At 57.5% G+C, this 16727-nt stretch carries 15 protein-coding genes; 3 read left to right on the top strand and 12 right to left on the bottom strand.

Annotated elements, in window-relative coordinates; translation table 11 throughout:
• Positions 1–46: 46 nt before the first annotated feature.
• The 3 genes from AC2AXP_RS04270 to AC2AXP_RS04260 all read left to right on the top strand — a co-directional run bounded on the left by AC2AXP_RS04270 (position 47) and on the right by AC2AXP_RS04260 (position 4798).
• Complete coding sequence (locus tag AC2AXP_RS04270) at positions 47–1507, top strand: TrkH family potassium uptake protein (RefSeq protein WP_004964524.1); 1461 nt, start codon at positions 47–49, stop codon at positions 1505–1507.
• A gap of 271 nt (positions 1508–1778) precedes the next feature.
• Positions 1779–3773, top strand: a complete 1995-nt coding sequence (locus tag AC2AXP_RS04265) for a BCCT family transporter (RefSeq protein WP_004964527.1) — start codon at positions 1779–1781, stop codon at positions 3771–3773.
• Between the two features lie 227 nt (positions 3774–4000).
• Complete coding sequence (locus tag AC2AXP_RS04260) at positions 4001–4798, top strand: DNA/RNA non-specific endonuclease (RefSeq protein ID WP_273867501.1); 798 nt, start codon at positions 4001–4003, stop codon at positions 4796–4798.
• 44 nt (positions 4799–4842) lie between these two features.
• Here AC2AXP_RS04260 and rhaM read toward each other — a convergent pair whose 3' ends face one another.
• The 12 genes from rhaM to chaB form a co-directional block, all read right to left on the bottom strand.
• On the bottom strand, positions 4843–5157 hold the full coding sequence (gene rhaM, locus AC2AXP_RS04255; protein ID WP_273867498.1) for an L-rhamnose mutarotase: 315 nt from the start codon (positions 5155–5157) through the stop codon (positions 4843–4845).
• Between the two features lie 64 nt (positions 5158–5221).
• Positions 5222–6049 (bottom strand): rhamnulose-1-phosphate aldolase, encoded by an 828-nt coding sequence (rhaD, locus tag AC2AXP_RS04250; RefSeq protein WP_484381434.1) that lies wholly within the window; start codon positions 6047–6049, stop codon positions 5222–5224.
• Between the two features lie 11 nt (positions 6050–6060).
• Positions 6061–7317, bottom strand: a complete 1257-nt coding sequence (locus AC2AXP_RS04245; protein WP_004964539.1) for an L-rhamnose isomerase — start codon at positions 7315–7317, stop codon at positions 6061–6063.
• Entirely contained in the window at positions 7314–8783 is a 1470-nt protein-coding gene (rhaB, locus tag AC2AXP_RS04240; RefSeq protein ID WP_484381433.1) for a rhamnulokinase, read from the bottom strand. The genes AC2AXP_RS04245 and rhaB overlap by 4 nt, the downstream gene beginning before the upstream one ends.
• Before the next feature lie 198 nt (positions 8784–8981).
• Positions 8982–9674 carry an ABC transporter ATP-binding protein gene (locus tag AC2AXP_RS04235; protein WP_273867490.1) on the bottom strand — a complete coding sequence of 231 codons (693 nt, stop codon included), beginning with the start codon at positions 9672–9674 and terminating at the stop codon, positions 8982–8984.
• Positions 9671–10507, bottom strand: coding sequence for an ABC transporter ATP-binding protein (locus tag AC2AXP_RS04230; RefSeq protein WP_273867487.1), 837 nt, complete (start codon positions 10505–10507; stop codon positions 9671–9673). Before AC2AXP_RS04230 ends, AC2AXP_RS04235 begins: the two co-directional genes overlap by 4 nt.
• Entirely contained in the window at positions 10494–11366 is an 873-nt protein-coding gene (locus tag AC2AXP_RS04225) for an ABC transporter permease (RefSeq protein WP_273867485.1), read from the bottom strand. Before AC2AXP_RS04225 ends, AC2AXP_RS04230 begins: the two co-directional genes overlap by 14 nt.
• Complete coding sequence (locus AC2AXP_RS04220; protein ID WP_484381432.1) at positions 11363–12415, bottom strand: ABC transporter permease; 1053 nt, start codon at positions 12413–12415, stop codon at positions 11363–11365. The genes AC2AXP_RS04225 and AC2AXP_RS04220 overlap by 4 nt, the downstream gene beginning before the upstream one ends.
• Entirely contained in the window at positions 12415–13983 is a 1569-nt protein-coding gene (locus tag AC2AXP_RS04215; RefSeq protein WP_484381431.1) for an ABC transporter substrate-binding protein, read from the bottom strand. Before AC2AXP_RS04215 ends, AC2AXP_RS04220 begins: the two co-directional genes overlap by 1 nt.
• A gap of 171 nt (positions 13984–14154) precedes the next feature.
• Positions 14155–15108 carry an HTH-type transcriptional regulator Cbl gene (gene cbl / locus AC2AXP_RS04210; RefSeq protein ID WP_004964559.1) on the bottom strand — a complete coding sequence of 318 codons (954 nt, stop codon included), beginning with the start codon at positions 15106–15108 and terminating at the stop codon, positions 14155–14157.
• Between the two features lie 390 nt (positions 15109–15498).
• A complete protein-coding gene (locus tag AC2AXP_RS04205; protein WP_484381430.1) occupies positions 15499–16194 on the bottom strand; it encodes a gamma-glutamylcyclotransferase in 696 nt (231 codons plus the stop codon).
• 295 nt (positions 16195–16489) lie between these two features.
• Entirely contained in the window at positions 16490–16717 is a 228-nt protein-coding gene (gene chaB, locus AC2AXP_RS04200) for a putative cation transport regulator ChaB (protein WP_004964566.1), read from the bottom strand.
• Positions 16718–16727: the final 10 nt, after the last annotated feature.

Here is a 16727-nt window from a genome sequence, read left to right as displayed (position 1 = left end):
TGTCTGACTAACTGGACGTATTGCCAACGGCGGCTTGGGCGCAAGCATGGTTAAAACAAAACAAATTCTTATCGTTGTCCACCTGTGTAGTTTTTTGGTTGTTCTCTACAGTCTTTCCATGATTCCACCGTTGCTGATGGCACTGCTGTACAAGGAAAAAAGCGTTTTTTCCTTCTTTTACACGCTGGTGATCGTTGGTGCGCTCGGAGGACTGGGCTGGTTCAGTAGCCGGCAGTCCAGGGTACAGCTGCGCACCCAGGACGGTTTTCTAATTATCGTTTTGTTTTGGTTCCTATTTTCTTTAATCAGCGCCATGCCGTTATGGCTGGATGATAGCCTCAATATCAGCCTGGTCGACGCGGTGTTCGAGGGCGTTTCAGGTATCACAACCACTGGCGCATCGGTGTTGAACGACGTTTCCGGCGTGCCTAAATCGGTGCTCTATTACCGTTCCCAGCTTAATTTTATCGGTGGTTTGGGGGTTATCGTACTGGCGGTGGCGGTGCTGCCGCTGCTGGGTATCGGTGGCGCCAAACTGTACCAGTCGGAAATGCCCGGCCCGTTCAAGGAAGAGCGGCTGACGCCGCGCCTGGCCGATACCTCCAAAAACCTGTGGCTGATTTATCTGGCGTTGGGCCTGCTATGCACCGTGGCGTTTCGCGTGGCCGGCATGCCGTGGTTTGACGCGCTGTGTCACGGGCTCTCCACCGTTTCGCTCGGCGGTTTTTCGACCCGCAATGAAAGCCTCGGCTATTTCGACAGTTCGGCGGTGGAAATGGTCGGCGGTATTTTTTCCATCCTGGCGGCGGTCAACTTTACGCTGTATTTCGTTGCCGTCGGCAGGCGCAGCTTCAAACCGCTCTATCGCAACCCCGAACTGCGCTTCTTTTTGCTGATCCTGTCGATCGTCGTCGCAATTGTAGTGGTTGAGCTTTACCGTGCTGACATGTACGGCGCGAAAGACGCCTTTGTTCACGGTTTCTTCCTCACCAGTTCAATGATGACCGATAACGGCCTGGCCACCGCCGACTACGCACAGATGCCCTCGCATACCATCATGCTATTGCTGGCAGCCAGCTTCTTTGGCGGCTGCGTCGGCTCAACCTGCGGCGGCATCAAGGCGTTGCGCTTTTTGATCATGTACAAGCAGAGCCGCCACGAAGTCAATCAACTGGTGCACCCGAACGCCATCTTCACCATCAAAGTGGGTAACGCCCCGATCCACGATCGGGTGCTACGCTCGGTGTGGAGCTTCTTTTTCCTGTACGTCTTATTCAGTTGCTTCTTTATTTGGGCGCTGAACCTGATGGGATACGACATCATGACGTCGTTCGCTACCGTCGCCGCCTGCATCAACAACATGGGGTTGGGCTTTGGTGAGACCGCCGCCGGTTTTGGCACCCTGAGCGATTCGGCCAAGTGGCTGATGTGTGCCGCCATGCTGTTTGGCCGTCTGGAAATTTACCCAATCCTGATTTTGTGTTCGCGCGCCTTTTGGCGCTTCTAAACCACTTTCCTGCTACGCTTAATACGTGGCTGCTGACGCCGGTGTCACCGAGAGCACCGGCGTTATCGTGCCGTCTGGCAGCGTGCTTTTCATATAGTCAAAAGTTCTAAAGGCATTAGCAATAATAGCCGTTTTAACCAGAAGCCTGAAAAATGGCGCCCTTTTAAGGTATACTGCCTCGCACACTGTTTCGGGCGTTGCTGCGCCCGTTTTTATGGAGTTGTTAAAACGATTAGCCTAACTCCCTAACGGACTAGCTAAAAGGTATTCTATGAGCCAAAACGACACTGAAAACGTGGCACGTCGTAGCCATATCAATCCTCCGGTATTTTATATTTCCGCCATCTTGATTTTTGTCCTGGTGGCGTTTGCGGCCTTTTATCCCGAATTGGCAGATCGCAAATTCAAAGCGTTGCAACAGGGTATTTTCACCAATGCCAGTTGGTTCTATATTTTGGCGGTGGCGCTGATTCTGCTGAGCGTCACCTTTTTAGGTTTGTCACGTTACGGCAATATCAAACTCGGGCCGGATCACGCCCAACCTGACTTCAGCTACGTGTCGTGGTTTGCGATGCTGTTTTCTGCCGGCATGGGCATCGGCCTGATGTTCTTTGGCGTCGCCGAGCCGGTGATGCACTATCTTTCGCCGCCGGTCGGCACGCCGGAAACAGTGGAAGCGGCTAAACAGGCCATGCGCCTGACCTTCTTCCACTGGGGCCTGCATGCCTGGGCGATTTATGCCATCGTGGCACTGATCCTGGCGTTCTTCAGTTACCGTCACGGCCTGCCGCTGACGCTGCGTTCGGCGCTATATCCGATTATCGGCGATCGCATCTATGGGCCGATTGGCCATGCGGTCGACATCTTTGCGGTTATCGGTACCGTGTTTGGCGTCGCGACCTCGCTGGGCTATGGCGTCTTGCAGGTTAATGCCGGGCTGAATCACCTGTTCGGCTTGCCGATAAACGAAACGGTGCAGGTGGTACTGATCGTGGTGATCACCGCGTTGGCCACGCTGTCGGTGGTATCCGGGCTGGACAAAGGCATTCGCATTCTGTCCGAACTGAACCTTGGTCTGGCGGTGCTGCTGCTGGTGATGGTCGGGGTGCTCGGTCCAACGGTGCTGCTGCTGAAATCCTTTGTGGAAAACACCGGCGGTTATCTGTCTGAAATCGTCAGCAAAACCTTCAACCTATACGCCTATGAGCCTAAATCCAGCAACTGGCTGGGGGGCTGGACGCTGCTGTACTGGGGCTGGTGGCTGTCGTGGTCGCCATTCGTCGGCATGTTTATCGCGCGCGTTTCCCGCGGCCGCACCATCCGCGAATTCGTCACCGGCGTGCTGTTTGTTCCTGCCGGCTTCACGCTGCTGTGGATGACCTTCTTCGGTAACAGCGCCATTCATCTGATTATGGATGAAGGCGCTCGCGATCTGGCCAGCACGGTGCAGAACGACGTTTCGCTGGCGCTGTTCAACTTCCTCGAGCACTTCCCGTTCTCCAATATCCTGTCGTTTATCGCCATGGCGATGGTGGTGGTGTTCTTTGTTACCTCTGCCGACTCGGGTGCGATGGTGGTCGATACGCTGGCCTCCGGCGGCAATGACCAAACGCCAATCTGGCAGCGTATCTTCTGGGCCGGGTTGATGGGCGTGGTGGCTATAGCCCTGCTGCTTGCCGGCGGCCTGAGCGCGTTGCAAACCGTGACCATCGCCAGCGCCCTGCCGTTTTCAATCATTCTGCTGGTGTCTATTTACGGTCTGCTGAAGGCGCTGCGAGTCGACGCCTACAAGCGTGACAGTCAGATGATGACCACCATTGCGCCTACCGCCGCCCGCAATCCGATCTCGTGGCAGCGTCGTTTGCGCAATATTGCCTATTTCCCGAAACGCTCTCAGGTGAAACGCTTTGTCAGTGAAGTAGTGCAACCGGCAATGACGTTGGTAGAAGCGGAACTGGCCAAGCAGAGTACCGTTTCCTCGATTGACGACTCGCAAGACGACCGTATCCGTTTTGAAGTGGATCTGGGCGAGGATCTGAACTTTGTCTATGAAGTGCGCCTGCGTGCCTACATTCAACCGGCCTTTGCCCTGGCCGGGTTGAACGATGAACAACGTGACGAGGAGCATAAGTACTACCGCGGCGAAGTTCATCTGAAGGAAGGCGGCCAGGATTACGACGTGATGGGCTGGACACAGGAGCAGATCATTCACGATATCCTCGATCAGTACGAGAAACACCTGCACTTCTTGCATCTGGTGCGCTAACTGTCACAGGGTGACCGAGTGGCCCATTCGATAGGCAACGCCGGATTCCCCTTATTCTCACCGCCCCGTCTGGGGCGGTTTTTGTTTTAGATATTTTATTTATCTATGTATCAACCCTGACACATTCAAGAAACCAGGGCGCTGCATTGTTGTATCCGCATCACTGCGATAAGTTCAAATGACTGTATATACGTACAGTATTTTGCCAACTTATTGAGGATATCACTATGCGCTTGTCCAGAATTATTGCCCTTTCCGCCTTGCTGCTGGCAACCCAGGCCGGTGCCGCCACGCTGGAATCCATCGACAATTGTGCGGTCGGTTGCCCGACCGGCGGCGATTCTAACCTGTCAATTGTTCGCCACGCCTACACGCTGAATAACAACGGCGACACCAAGTTTGCCAATTGGGTTGCCTACCACATCACCAAAGATACGCTGGCCAGTGGCAAATCACGCACCTGGCGCACCGACCCGGCGCTGGATCCGGCACAGACGCTGGCACCTGCCGACTACACTGGCGCCAACGCCGCGCTGCAGGTGGACCGGGGACATCAGGCGCCGCTGGCCTCACTGGCCAACGTGTCGGACTGGGAGTCGCTGAACTATCTGTCCAACATTACGCCGCAAAAATCCGATCTTAACCAGGGCTCCTGGGCCGCGCTGGAAGATCAGGAGCGCAAGTTGATCGCACGCGCCGACATCAGCTCGGTCTATACCGTGACCGGGCCGCTGTACGAACGTGATATGGGAAAACTGCCGGGAACCACCAAGAGCCACACCATCCCCAGCGGCTACTGGAAAGTGATTTTCATCAATAACAGCCCGGAGGTTAATCATTACGCCGCGTTTATCTTCGACCAGAATACGCCGCGCGGCGCTGACTTCTGCCAGTTTCGCGTGACGGTTGACGAGGTTGAAAAACGCAGTGGTCTGATCCTGTGGGCCGGCCTGCCTGATGACGTGCAAGCCTCGCTGAAACAAAAACCCGGCGTACTGCCCGAACTGATGGGCTGCCAGCGCTAAGCTCGACATGAGGCCAGCAGGGGCGACAACCGCGCCCCTGCTGATTACTTCAGATAAAACACCTCGCGTAACGAAGTAGTCACCGGGCTGAAATCGACGTTGCTGGGCATCAGCTCGCTCATATATCGCCACCAGCGCTGACAAATCTCGGTTTGTGCCACCGCATCCCACTGCGCCTGCGATTCTATGTCCACCACGCCAAACAGCAAATGCCGCGTTTCATCGAGAAAAATAGAATAATGGTGCGCGCCATGGGCCTTCAGCACCTGCGCCAACTCCGGCCAGATCGGGTCATGCCGCCGCTGATATTCGGCATGCGCCCCGGGGTTTACCTGCATGACAAAAGCCTTGCGTATCATTGTCCGTTTCCTCCGCACTGACGCCGGGCGAACTGCGGCACCACACTCTGGCCACGCGCCGGCATTATTGCACCTCCAACGCGGCGCTCATTGGCGTAACGCCAAAACGCGCGGCCAGCGCGATAAACTGCTCGGTGGAGATGGTTTGCCGCTTCCCCCCCATCGCAATCACTTTCACCATGATTTCGGCGGACTTCTCGGCAGTGTCGATCAGGCCAAACGCCTCATCCAGCGTCGGCCCGCAGCCGAAAATGCCATGGAACGGCCACAAGACCAGGCTGTGATGGCGCATCTGTTCGGCGGTTTTCACGCCAATGCCGTCGGTGCCCGGCACCATCCATGGCACTATGCCAATACCGTCCGGGAACACCACCAGGCATTCGGTGCTCCCCTCCCATAGCAGGCGGGTAAAGCTGGCGCTTTCCAGTTTTTCGACAAAGCTGAGCGCGATCAGGTTGGTGGCATGACAATGCATAATCACCCGATCCTGACCGTTGCTGAGCTGCATACGCACAATGTGCGACTGAAAGTGCGACGCCAGTTCAGAGGTCGGCAAGCCGCCCTGCGAAAGTCCCCAGTGAATATGATAGGCCGTGCCGTTATGGTTGACCTGCAGCAGCACCAGGCTTTCCTCCGGCGCCAACGGCACGTTGCGGAAGAACTTGCCGGAGCCGGTCACCAGGAACCAGCAGTCGGCCAGTTCAGCCGCCGGTTGGCTGAGCTCTTCACAGCGCGGTTCAGCGACAAAATCGGCACAGTACGGCGCCACATCGTCATCGGTCAGGCGCAGGCTGATATTGCCGCCGTTGCGTTCATCCCAACCTTTTAGCCACATGTCGCCGGTGGCCTTAATCATACCCTGGACGAACCAGGAAGAAAGTATGCGTTGCATTGCGCTAGTCCTTAACGTTGGCTGAGAATCTGTTGTTCATAATCACGCACCGTGTCAAGCCAGCGGGCATCGGCCGGTACATCGTGTCGCTGGCAATAGGTTTCCCACACCGCTTGCCACGGCAGGGATTTTTGCTCTTCCAGCAATGCCAGACGCGCGGTGTAATCCCCCTGCTGTTCCCGTTGGCGCAGCATTTCGGTCGGCTCCAGCAGAGCCCGCAGCAGCGCTTTTTTCATATTGCGGGTGCCAATCACCCAGGCGGCGATACGGTTGATCGAGGCATCAAAGAAATCCAGCCCGATATGCACCCGGTCAGCCAACTGATGACGCACGATCTCACTGGCGATGGCCTGCGTTTCATCATCCAGCAGCACCACATGATCGCTGTCCCAGCGCACCGGGCGGCTGACGTGCAGCAGCAGTCGCGGCACGTACAGCATGGCGCTGGAAATCTTGTCGGAAATCACCTCTGTGGGATGGAAATGCCCCGCATCCAGGCATAGCGCGGTTTGGCGACTGGCGGCATAACCGAGATAGAATTCATTGGAACCGACGGTGTAACTTTCTGCGCCAATGCCAAACAGCTTGCTTTCCACGGCGTCAATGTGGTGCGCCGGATCGAGCTTTTCCGCCAGCACCTCATCCAGGGCGCTGACCAGACGCTGACGCGGGGCCAGACGATCGACCGGCGTGTCTTTCATGCCGTCCGGGACCCAGATATTCATCACCGATGCGCTGCCTAACTGCTGGCCAAAATAGGCGGAAACCCTGCGGCTGGCCTGGCAGTGTTCAATCCAGAAACGGCGAACCTGCGGATCGGCGCTGGACAGCGTAAAGCCGCTGGCGCTCAGCGGATGCGAGAAACAGGACGGATTGAAATCCAGCCCCAGATTGTGCCGTTTGGCCCAGTCAACCCAGTGCGTAAAATGGCGCGGCTCAATTTCATTGCGTGGGACCGGGGTGTCCGACTCCAGATAAATGGCATGCAGATTCAGCCGATTCGGGCCGGGGATCAGCGCCAGCGCCTGCTCCAGATCGGCACGCAGCTCTGCGGCGTTGCGCGCTTTGCCAGGATAATTGCCGGTGGCCTGGATACCGCCGGTTAACAGCCCCTGCGGGTTTTCAAAACCGGCGACGTCATCGCCCTGCCAGCAGTGTATCGATACCGGCAGCCGGTCCAGCGTGTCCAGGGCGGCGTCAACATCCACGCCAATGTCGGCAAAGCGTCGTTTGGCCAGTTCCCAGGCCTGTTCAATCGGGCTCGTCATACGCAAAATTCCTTAGAGGATTGGCTCAGCGACTGAAATTGCGGCCAGTGGGCGGCAAAATCCGGGTTGTCGTGAGGAGTAAAATGTTGCAACGGAAAATTGGCGGCCACCACCTGGCGGAAATGCTCAATATCATCCACGGCCCCCAGTGCCATCAGTTGTGCGCCAACGTTGCCGAGCGTGGAGGCTTCAATCGGACCTGCGCTGACCGCCAAACCGGTGGCATCGGCGCAAAGCTGGTTCAGCAACGCGTTCTGGCTGCCGCCGCCGACGATATGCAGTCGGCTTAACGGTCGCCCATGCAGATCGGCCAACTGTTGCGCCACCTGTCGATAAAGCATCGCCAGGCTGTCGAAAATGCAGCGCACCAGCTGTGCCGGCGTTTCCGGCACCGGCATGCCCCGTTCACGGCAACTGTCCTGAATGGTTTGCCGCATGCTGACCGGGTTGATAAAGCGGGGATCGTTGGGGTTGACCAGCCAACGGCACGCTGGTTGCTGCGCCGCCTGCGCGATAAGCGTCGGCAAATCGTCCAGCGGCAGTTCACGGGTAATACGTTGCAGCAACCACAGCCCCATGATGTTTTTCAGCACCCGGTAGCCGGTCGCGCCGCCTTCATTGGTAATATTCGCCGCCAGCGCCGCGTCATTCACCATCGCCAATGGGCTTTCAATGCCCATCAACGACCAGGTGCCAGAGCTCAAATAAGCGGCATCGGCATCCTGCAACGGGGTGGCCAATACTGCGCTGGCGGTGTCATGGGTGGCGACGGCAATCACCGGCACCTGGCGACCGCTTGGGCTACGCCAGTCACCGACGCGGTTGCCCGGCGGCGTCGGCTTGCCAAACCACTCGACGGGCACCCCGGCCCAGGCCAGCAGCTCGGCGTCCCAGCCGTCACTGGCGATATTCAGCAGTTGCGTGGTGCTGGCGTTGGTATATTCCCAATTAAGCTGACCGGTGAGACGATAGTGTAGATAGTCGGGGATCAGCAGCAGGTGCGCGACGCGCTCCACCAGCTCGGGGTGTTGCTGGCTCAGCGCCCGCAACTGGTACAACGTATTGAACGGCAGATACTGTATGCCGGTGCGCCGGTAGATTTCATCAGCGCCGAACTCACGCTGCGCCTGCGCCATCACCCCCTGGGTGCGGGCATCTCGGTACGAAACTGCCTGACCGACGCGTTCGCCGTGCGCATCCAGCAGTACGAAATCAACGCCCCAGGTGTCAACGCCAATACCGTCAAGCCGGATATTCTCCCCATCCAGATCGCACAGCGCCTGGCAAATATGCTGCTCCAGAGCCTCCAGATCCCAACACTGCTGACCGTTACGCTGTTGCAGGCCATTGCTGAAACGGCTGACCTCCCGCAGCGTCAGACGCTGCGATGCCGAATGATAGCTTGCCAGCATGACTCGCCCGCTGGAGGCGCCAAGATCGATGGCGGCAATATGATGAGTGGTCATAACACAAGCCCGTCGTTACAAGATGCAGGCAGTGTAGAAAGTTGGCGCTGCGGCAGCCTTCTCATCACTGCCAGCGCGTGCTATTGACTGGCAAAATGCCAAAGATGAATGTGAAACGGATCACGCTTTACTGGATGGGTTAACGCGCAGGGCAATAACGCTCCCTGAGGGTGGCAGGGAGCGGCGTAAGGGGGACGGTCAGCGGCCGGCGGTCAATGACCAATCGACGAGCCGCCCTTGGTCCATCATCACCGCGCGGTCGCACATATGGTCGATAACGTCGGCATCGTGGCTGACCAGGACCAGCGTCAGATCGCCAGCGCGCTTGAGGTCGTTCAACAGATTGAGAATTTCCGCCTGTACCGACATGTCCAGCGCCGACGTCGGTTCATCCAGCAACAGCAGCCTCGGTTTGAGCAACAGCGCGCGAACGATCGCCACGCGCTGGCGCTGGCCGCCGGAAAGCTGGTGCGGGTAGCGCGACAGCAGGCGGGGATCCAGCCCCACCTGGCGAAAACCGTCGGCAACTTTCTGTTCGATGCCCCTCTCCCCCAGCAGTTGCAGCGGCTCCGCCAGCGTACGCAGCAAACGGTGTTTAGGGTGCAGCGAAGCGTAGGGATCTTGAAACACCATCTGCACTTCGCGACGCAGGTTGCCGGTAAAGGCCTGTCCCGGCTCGATGCGTCGCCCAAACAGGCTGAACTCCCCCTGCCATTGGCCGTTCAAGCCGGCCAATACCCAGAGCAGCGATGACTTGCCGCAGCCGGACGGACCGACCAGACCGAAACATTCACCCGCGTCGATGCGCAGGTCGACGTCGTGTACTACGGTGCGCAGCTCATAGCCCTGACGATGGCTGACGCTCAGGCCATTCAATGCAATCAGGCTCATTTCAGCGCCTCCAGCAGACGTCGATCCAACACCGGCAAGGGTTGCCCACGCGTCGCCTTGCTCGGGCGGCACGACCACAGCGTTTGGGTATAAGGATGGCTGGCATGCGCCAACTGGTCGGCCGACAGCCGATCGACTATCCGCCCCTGATACATCACCAGCACCCGTTCACAGTAGTGTGCCACCTGCTGCAGGTCATGGCTGATCAGAATCAGTCCCATATTGCGCTGTTCCACCAGACGTTCAATCAGTTGCAATACCTGGCCGCGCATCTGGTGATCGAGTGCCGAGGTCGGCTCGTCGGCGATCAACAGCCGTGGGTCGTTAATCAGCGCGATAGCCAGCATCACCCGCTGCCCCATGCCGCCGGAAAGCTGATGCGGATAACGTTGGCTGAGCGTCTTCACCGCCGGCAAGCCGACCGCCGCCAGCATATCCAACACTTTCTCGCGTCGTTCGGCGCGTCGCAGTGAGCTATGCAGCAGCAGTGGTTCTTCCACCTGACGGCCGATCGGCTGAGTCGGATTCAGCGCATGCTTGGGATCCTGCAATACCATCGCCATCTTGCTACCGCGCAGCCGGCTCCATTGCCGCTCGCTGATACGCGTCAGATCGTCATCGTCCAGAGACAGGTGCTGCGCCCGCAGCTGCAATGACGACGGCAACAACCCCATCAAGGCACGGGCGGTCAGCGATTTGCCCGAACCGGATTCGCCCACCAGCGCCAACCGTTCCTGGCCGACGCGAAAAGAGATATCGTGAACCAGTTCCAGCGGCTGCGCTCGCAGACCGATCGACAAACGGTCTACGGTCAATAAGCTATTTGTGTCCATCTCGAGGATCCATTTTATCGCGCAGGCCATCGCCCAGCAGATTAAACGCCAGGCTGGCAAACAGGATCGCCCCGCCCGGCGCGGCGGCCACCCACCATTGATCGAAAATGACTTTGCTCCCTTCGGCGACCATCGATCCCCACTCGGCGGTCGGCGGCGCGACGCCCATACCCAGGAACCCCAGGCCGGCGGCGGAAAGGATAATGCCGCCCAGACTCAACGCGGCGCGCACCACCGCGCTCGGCAGGCATAGCGGTAAAATATGGCCGACCATCAGCCGCAACCCGCCAATGCCCTGCATGCGCGCCGCCGCCAGATAGTCGCTACGCCGCAACGCCAGCGTTTCCGCCCGCGCCTGCCGTGCGAACGGCGGCCAACTGGTCAATGCCAGCGCCAGCGCGCCGTTCATCAGCCCCGGTCCGAGCATGGCGACCAATGCCAGCGCAATCACCAGACTCGGCAACGACAGGAACACATCGGTGATGCGCATCAGAATGCGCTCCGCCCACCCGCCGAGATAACCGGCGCAGATCCCCACCAGCAGGCCGAGCGGAATGGTCAACAACAGGATCAGCGACACCAGCAGCAGGGTCGGGCGGGCGCCGTAAATGACCCGCGACAGCAAATCGCGGCCAAAGCCGTCGGTCCCTAGCCAGTGTTGCGACGACGGCGGCAACAGACGCAGTTCCATGTGCTGAATATTGGGATCGAACGGCGCCAGCCAGGGAGCGAACAGCGCCGCCAGGATCGGTACCGCCACCAACAGCGCGCCAACCGTCAGGGTCGTCAGGCTACGGCGTGACACAGCGCCCTCCAGCGCCGCGCCGGGCGATACAGGATCGGAAAATGAGTGGCTCATCGGGTTCGTGGGTCCACAAGGTAGGTTAAGGCATCCGCCAACGCGTTCAGCAGCACAAAACAGCTGCCGATCAATAGCGTGGCGCCGAGGATCGCCGGCGTATCGGCGGCAAACAGCGCATTGGTCAGGTAACGCCCGACGCCCGGCCAGGCGAAGACCGTTTCCGTCAGTACCGCCCCCTCCAGCAGACTGGCATAAGACAGCGAAAGTACGGTGATCAGGCTGCCCAAGACGTTGGGGAAGACATGGCGCAGCAGAATGCGCCAGCGTCCCGCCCCCTTCGAGCGCGCCAGCGTCACGTACTCCTTATTACACTCTTCCAGCATTGCGGCGCGCAACAGACGGGTAATGCCTGCCATAGACAGCAGCGCCAGCGCCACAACCGGCAGCCACAGATGGCCGAGCGCGTTATAGAACATCTGCCGATCGCCGGACAGCCAGCTGTCAATCAGAATAAACCCGCTGTACGGCTCCATGGTGTACAGATAGATGTCGTCAAGACGGCCCGGCCCGGCCGACCAGTGCAGTGTGGCATAGAACAGCAGCAGGCCGAGTAGACTAAGCCAGAAAATCGGCACCGAATAGCCGAGCAGCGAGACCAGTCGGGCGGCATTGTCCAACCAGCTACCCGGTTTGTATACCGCCAGCAGCGCCAAACAGATCCCCCCGAGCGCACCGAGAATAATCGCACAGGTCGCCAGCTCCACCGTGGCCGGGAAAGTGCGCAACAAATCGCTCAATACCGGCTGCGCGGTGATGCGCGAAATACCCATGTCGCCGTGCGCCAGGTGCAGTAGATAACGCCAGAACTGCACCGGCAGCGGCTGATCCAGCCCCAGATCGTGACGAACCTGGGCATAGGTTGCCTCGCTGGCGTGATCGCCGGCAATTTGCAAGGTGGGGTCGATCGGCGCCAGGTGGGAAAGCATAAACGTGAACAGCAGCAGGCCAAGCAGCGTCAACGCCAGCGACAGCGCCCCGCCCAGCAACCGCCCGCCCCAACGTCGGCCGTGCCGGGCAAGCCCGGCAGGAGTTTGACTGTCGATCATTACTTGGTGACCTGGCTGTAAAACACCATGTCGGGATTGATGCCCTGCACATAGCCTTTCAGATTATCGCGCACTGCAATCAGGCTGCGCGCCTGCAGGCCAATGACAAACGGCGAACTTTGCTGTACCTGTCGTTGCAGTTGCTGATAATCCGCTACCCGTTTGGCGGTATCGTTTTCTGCCGTTGCGGCCAGGGTCAGCGCATTCAACGCCGGGATGTGCCAGTTGGCGCGCCAGGCCAGAGTTTTACTGCCGTCTTGCGGATTATAGGCGAAGGCGGCGGCGTTGGTGTTCGGGTCAAAATAGTCTGGCCCCCACGAGGTCAGCGTGGCGTCATAGTTAAGCGACTTTACCTTGGTCGATACTTGCGAACTGATGCCGGGCACCAGTTCCACCTTCACCCCACCCTGGGCAAAGCTGGCCTGCAAGGCCTGCGCAATATCGAGGTACGGTGGCTGGTTGTTAACGTCCAGTTTGAAACTGACGTTGCTCAGCCCGGCCTTGGCTAAAATCTGTTTGGCGCGCTGCGGATCAAAGCGGTAGGGACGCTGTTGCAAAGCGCCAAGATACCCGTCCGGCAAGAACGCCTGATGATTCTGGAACTGGCCTTTCAGCAGATCGTCGGCAATGCCCTGATAGTCAAACAGCCAACGCGCCGCCTCCCAGAATGCCGGATTCCCCAGCGCCGGCGAAGCCTTGGCGTTGAATTGCAGGAAATACAGCGACGCATAGGGGATCGCCAACGGTTTCACGCCCGGCTTGTCTTTCAGCGCCGCCATTTGGTCGGCACCCAGGTTACGGGCGATATCGGCGTCACCCTGTTCGATCAGCAAGCGACGTGCGGCAGCATCCGGGACGTTCTTGATCAGCACCGTTTTCAGTTTGGGGGCGCCTTCTGGCGAGCCCGGATTGGCTTCCAGCACCACCACTTCATGCGGCACGTAGGTGCGCAACTGGTATGGACCGCTGCCCGCAGAGTGGCTGCTCAGCCACTGGTTACCCAGATCGTTGCCTTGCTGATGCGCCTGTACCTGTCTGGCGTCGACGATCGACGATACCGGCGCCGACAACAGGCTGAGCACGAAGGCCGGGCTGACCTCGGCACGCCAACTGATTTTTACCGTCCGCTCATCCACCTTGCTCAGGAATTGATCAACATTTTGCCCATTCCAGCCCAGTTGGGTCAGGATAAACGACGGTTCCAGGTTCAACTTGACCACCCGCGACAGCGAGAAAATCACGTCTTCTGGCCGTAGCGGATTACCGCTGGAAAATTTGGCCTCGGGCCGCAGGGTAAAGGTCAGGCTGCGGTTATCGCTGCCCGCCTGCCACTTTTCCGCCAGAGTCGGTTTGAGATCGACAGGATTGCGCGGGTCGGACTGCAACAACCGCTGATACAGGCTGTTTAATGCCTGTACGGTGGTCAGTTCAAATCCCTGCGCCGGATCAAAACTGATCGCATCGTCGATCGATTGGGCAATCACCAGCGTATTAGCCGGGGTTGCCGCCTGTAAATTGAAACTGCCTGCCATAGCCAAAAACATCAGAGTGGGCGCGAACGCTTTCATCAAAAACTCTCCAAGCGGATGGAATTTATAATAATTTCGCGAGTGTAAGTGAGACGGATCCGCAGAAGAAGGTATAATAATAACTATAGTTATTCTTTTTTTATATATAGATATCTAATTGATTATGCGATGAACAGCGGCGGGTTTGACCAGGCATTCCCGCCACCGCCGTCAGATTTGATAATCGATCGCCGGATCCAATTGTGCCGAAAAAACCTGTTCCTTGATTTCCGTCAGGGTTAATGTCGGGTTGCACAGCTGGATAAATCGCCAGGCATAGTTACGCTGTAACTGACTGCGTTTCAACCCCAGCCATACGGTGTTCGGTTCGAAAAGGTGTTCGGCATTCAGGCTGACCAACCCGCCGTCACGCTCTTTTTCGTACGACATGTCAGCCAGAATGCCCACCCCCAAACCCAGTTCGACATAGGTCTTGATCACGTCGGAATCCTGGGCGCTGAGCGCAATGTCCGGCGTGAAACCGGCGGCCTTGAACGCGGCATCCAGTCGCGATCGGCCGGTAATGCCCTGGCGATAGGTAATCAGTGGCAGCGTGCTGAGCATTTCCAGCGTGACGTTGGCTTCGCGGGTCAAGGGATGGTCTTGCGGCACCAGTATGGTGTGGTGCCAACGGTAATAGGGGAATGCCGCCAGCGATTCATCATTGATCAACCGTTCGCTGGCGATGCCGATATCGGCCTCCCCCGACGCCAGCATCGACACGATCTCCTCCGGACTGCCCTGATTCAGTACCACCCTGACGCGCGGATATAACGCACGAAACTCCTTAATCACGCCAGGCAAGCTGTAACGCGCCTGCGTATGGGTGGTTGCAATATGCAATTGTCCAGCATCGTTGCTGCTGAACACCTCCGCCAGCCGACGAATATTATTGGCATCATTAAGGATGCGCTCGGCCATCACCAGCAATTCCTTGCCCGGCTCGGTCATCCCCAACAGGCGTTTGCCGCGACGAATGAATATTTCAATGCCCAACTCCTCTTCCAACTCGCGAATATGTCGGCTGACTCCCGACTGCGAGGTAAATAACGTGTTGGCCACCTCGGTCAGGTTGTAATTGCGACGTGCCGACTCGCGAATAATTTTTAATTGTTGAAAGTTCATCTACTGCCCCTTTGGCCCCGAACGTTTTACTATTGATACGGAGACTGCGGGTCACTCACAAATAAGAAATTACCGTTAGTTATGCTTTTTGATGCTAAGGCTTTTTTTAAGCGATGCAAAATGGTCTTTGCTGGATAGCATTGGCTAAAAGGCGGGGAAATTAGACAGATAAATAACCACCAACGGCGTGTGGTTAATTAGTTTCACACTAACCGGTTATTAAATAGAATAAAGCGATATAACGCCTGGCGGGCGAACACATTCGCCGGCAGCATATTCAGGGTGGAACGCAGCGATGTATCTCATCATGCATCAGCTGCGCCTGGCGCGGACATCTTGCGCCAGTGGGCGACTAAAAATCGGCGATTAGCCAAGCAGCCACCGCCTGCGTCAGGCTGATGCACTTTTACCGCGGGAACCCGTGGCATTTTGCTGCAACCATTCACGTACGGTATTCACCAGCTCGCCGATACGCTCATCTTGCATGCCGTGGTTCTTCAGCTCGTTGTCGAGCGCAAACAGATACTGGGCGTTGGACCCCAGCGGGCCACTGGCACAGGCGATCAGCGGCGCAATCACCTGATGATTGGTGTCTTGCTCGAACAGCGGATGCTGCGGATCCATGACAAATGCCAGTGCGGTAACAACCTGCCCATTCTCCAACGTCAACTCGCACCAGGTAGGCAAATAGCAACCGGTGAGCATTTCGCGCTTCCATAATAATTCCAGCTCTTCACGCAGTTTGTCTTCCGGCAGACGGAATGCCAGACCGGTGGTCTGCCCGCCCTCTTGCAGTGCCAGCATTCGCCCCGGCTGCAATTGCGTACCGCGCCCGGCGGTTAACCGCAGGCAAAAAGCGCGATGCCAGCCTTGCAGCGTGGCCGGCCGCACCTCTTCGGATTCGAACACCGGGTTCCACATCAACGAACCATAGCCAAAAATCCATACCGGACTGTTATCCGGACGTCGCGCCAGCGCACACTCCAGCGAAGCCAAACGCTGTTCCGGTGTCAGTAACAGCGACTCCTCTATCGTGCCGAAGGCGGTTTTGCAATCTGCATTGCGCAGAAAATCTCGCGTTAACACCTGCTGCAACCTCCCGAGCGACGGATTAAGTCACCCTTTACGCCACTGAATCTTTGAAAATACCATTTTCTGCCACGGAGTTTTATTAGTCCAATATTTAACCCGCGATAGAAAAGACATTATTCTTTTCTCTGAGAGTAAGCAAGTCTATCCCGCGCTTTATCCTGCAAAAGTATTTTCCCCTGAGGGCAATAATAGTAATTATGCACAAGTACGGCATGAAAATGCGTAGCAGGCGGGCTGATGTCCGGCGTAATGACAGATTATTGGCGGTACTCCCTGTGCCGCCCACACATTATTTTTTGTGCCAATGCTCGTCATCACCTTTGCGATAACTTTGTTTGACCGCCGACCATGCGACCTTATGCGCCGTTTCTTCCCGTGAGTCATCGCCGCGTCGATCATCTTTATCCTTATATTGATCCCATGCGCTATTAAACGCCTCTTTATAAATTTCCTGCGCATGGTCGGGTAATACATTCTTTACATTGTCAGGCAAGTCGCTGTTGCTTTTGTAAGGCATGGTTCTCCTC

The organism is Serratia sp. Sp408 (assembly GCF_057180665.1).
Note: the sequence above shows the minus strand (reverse complement) of the source record. Positions and strands in the feature narration are given on the sequence as shown.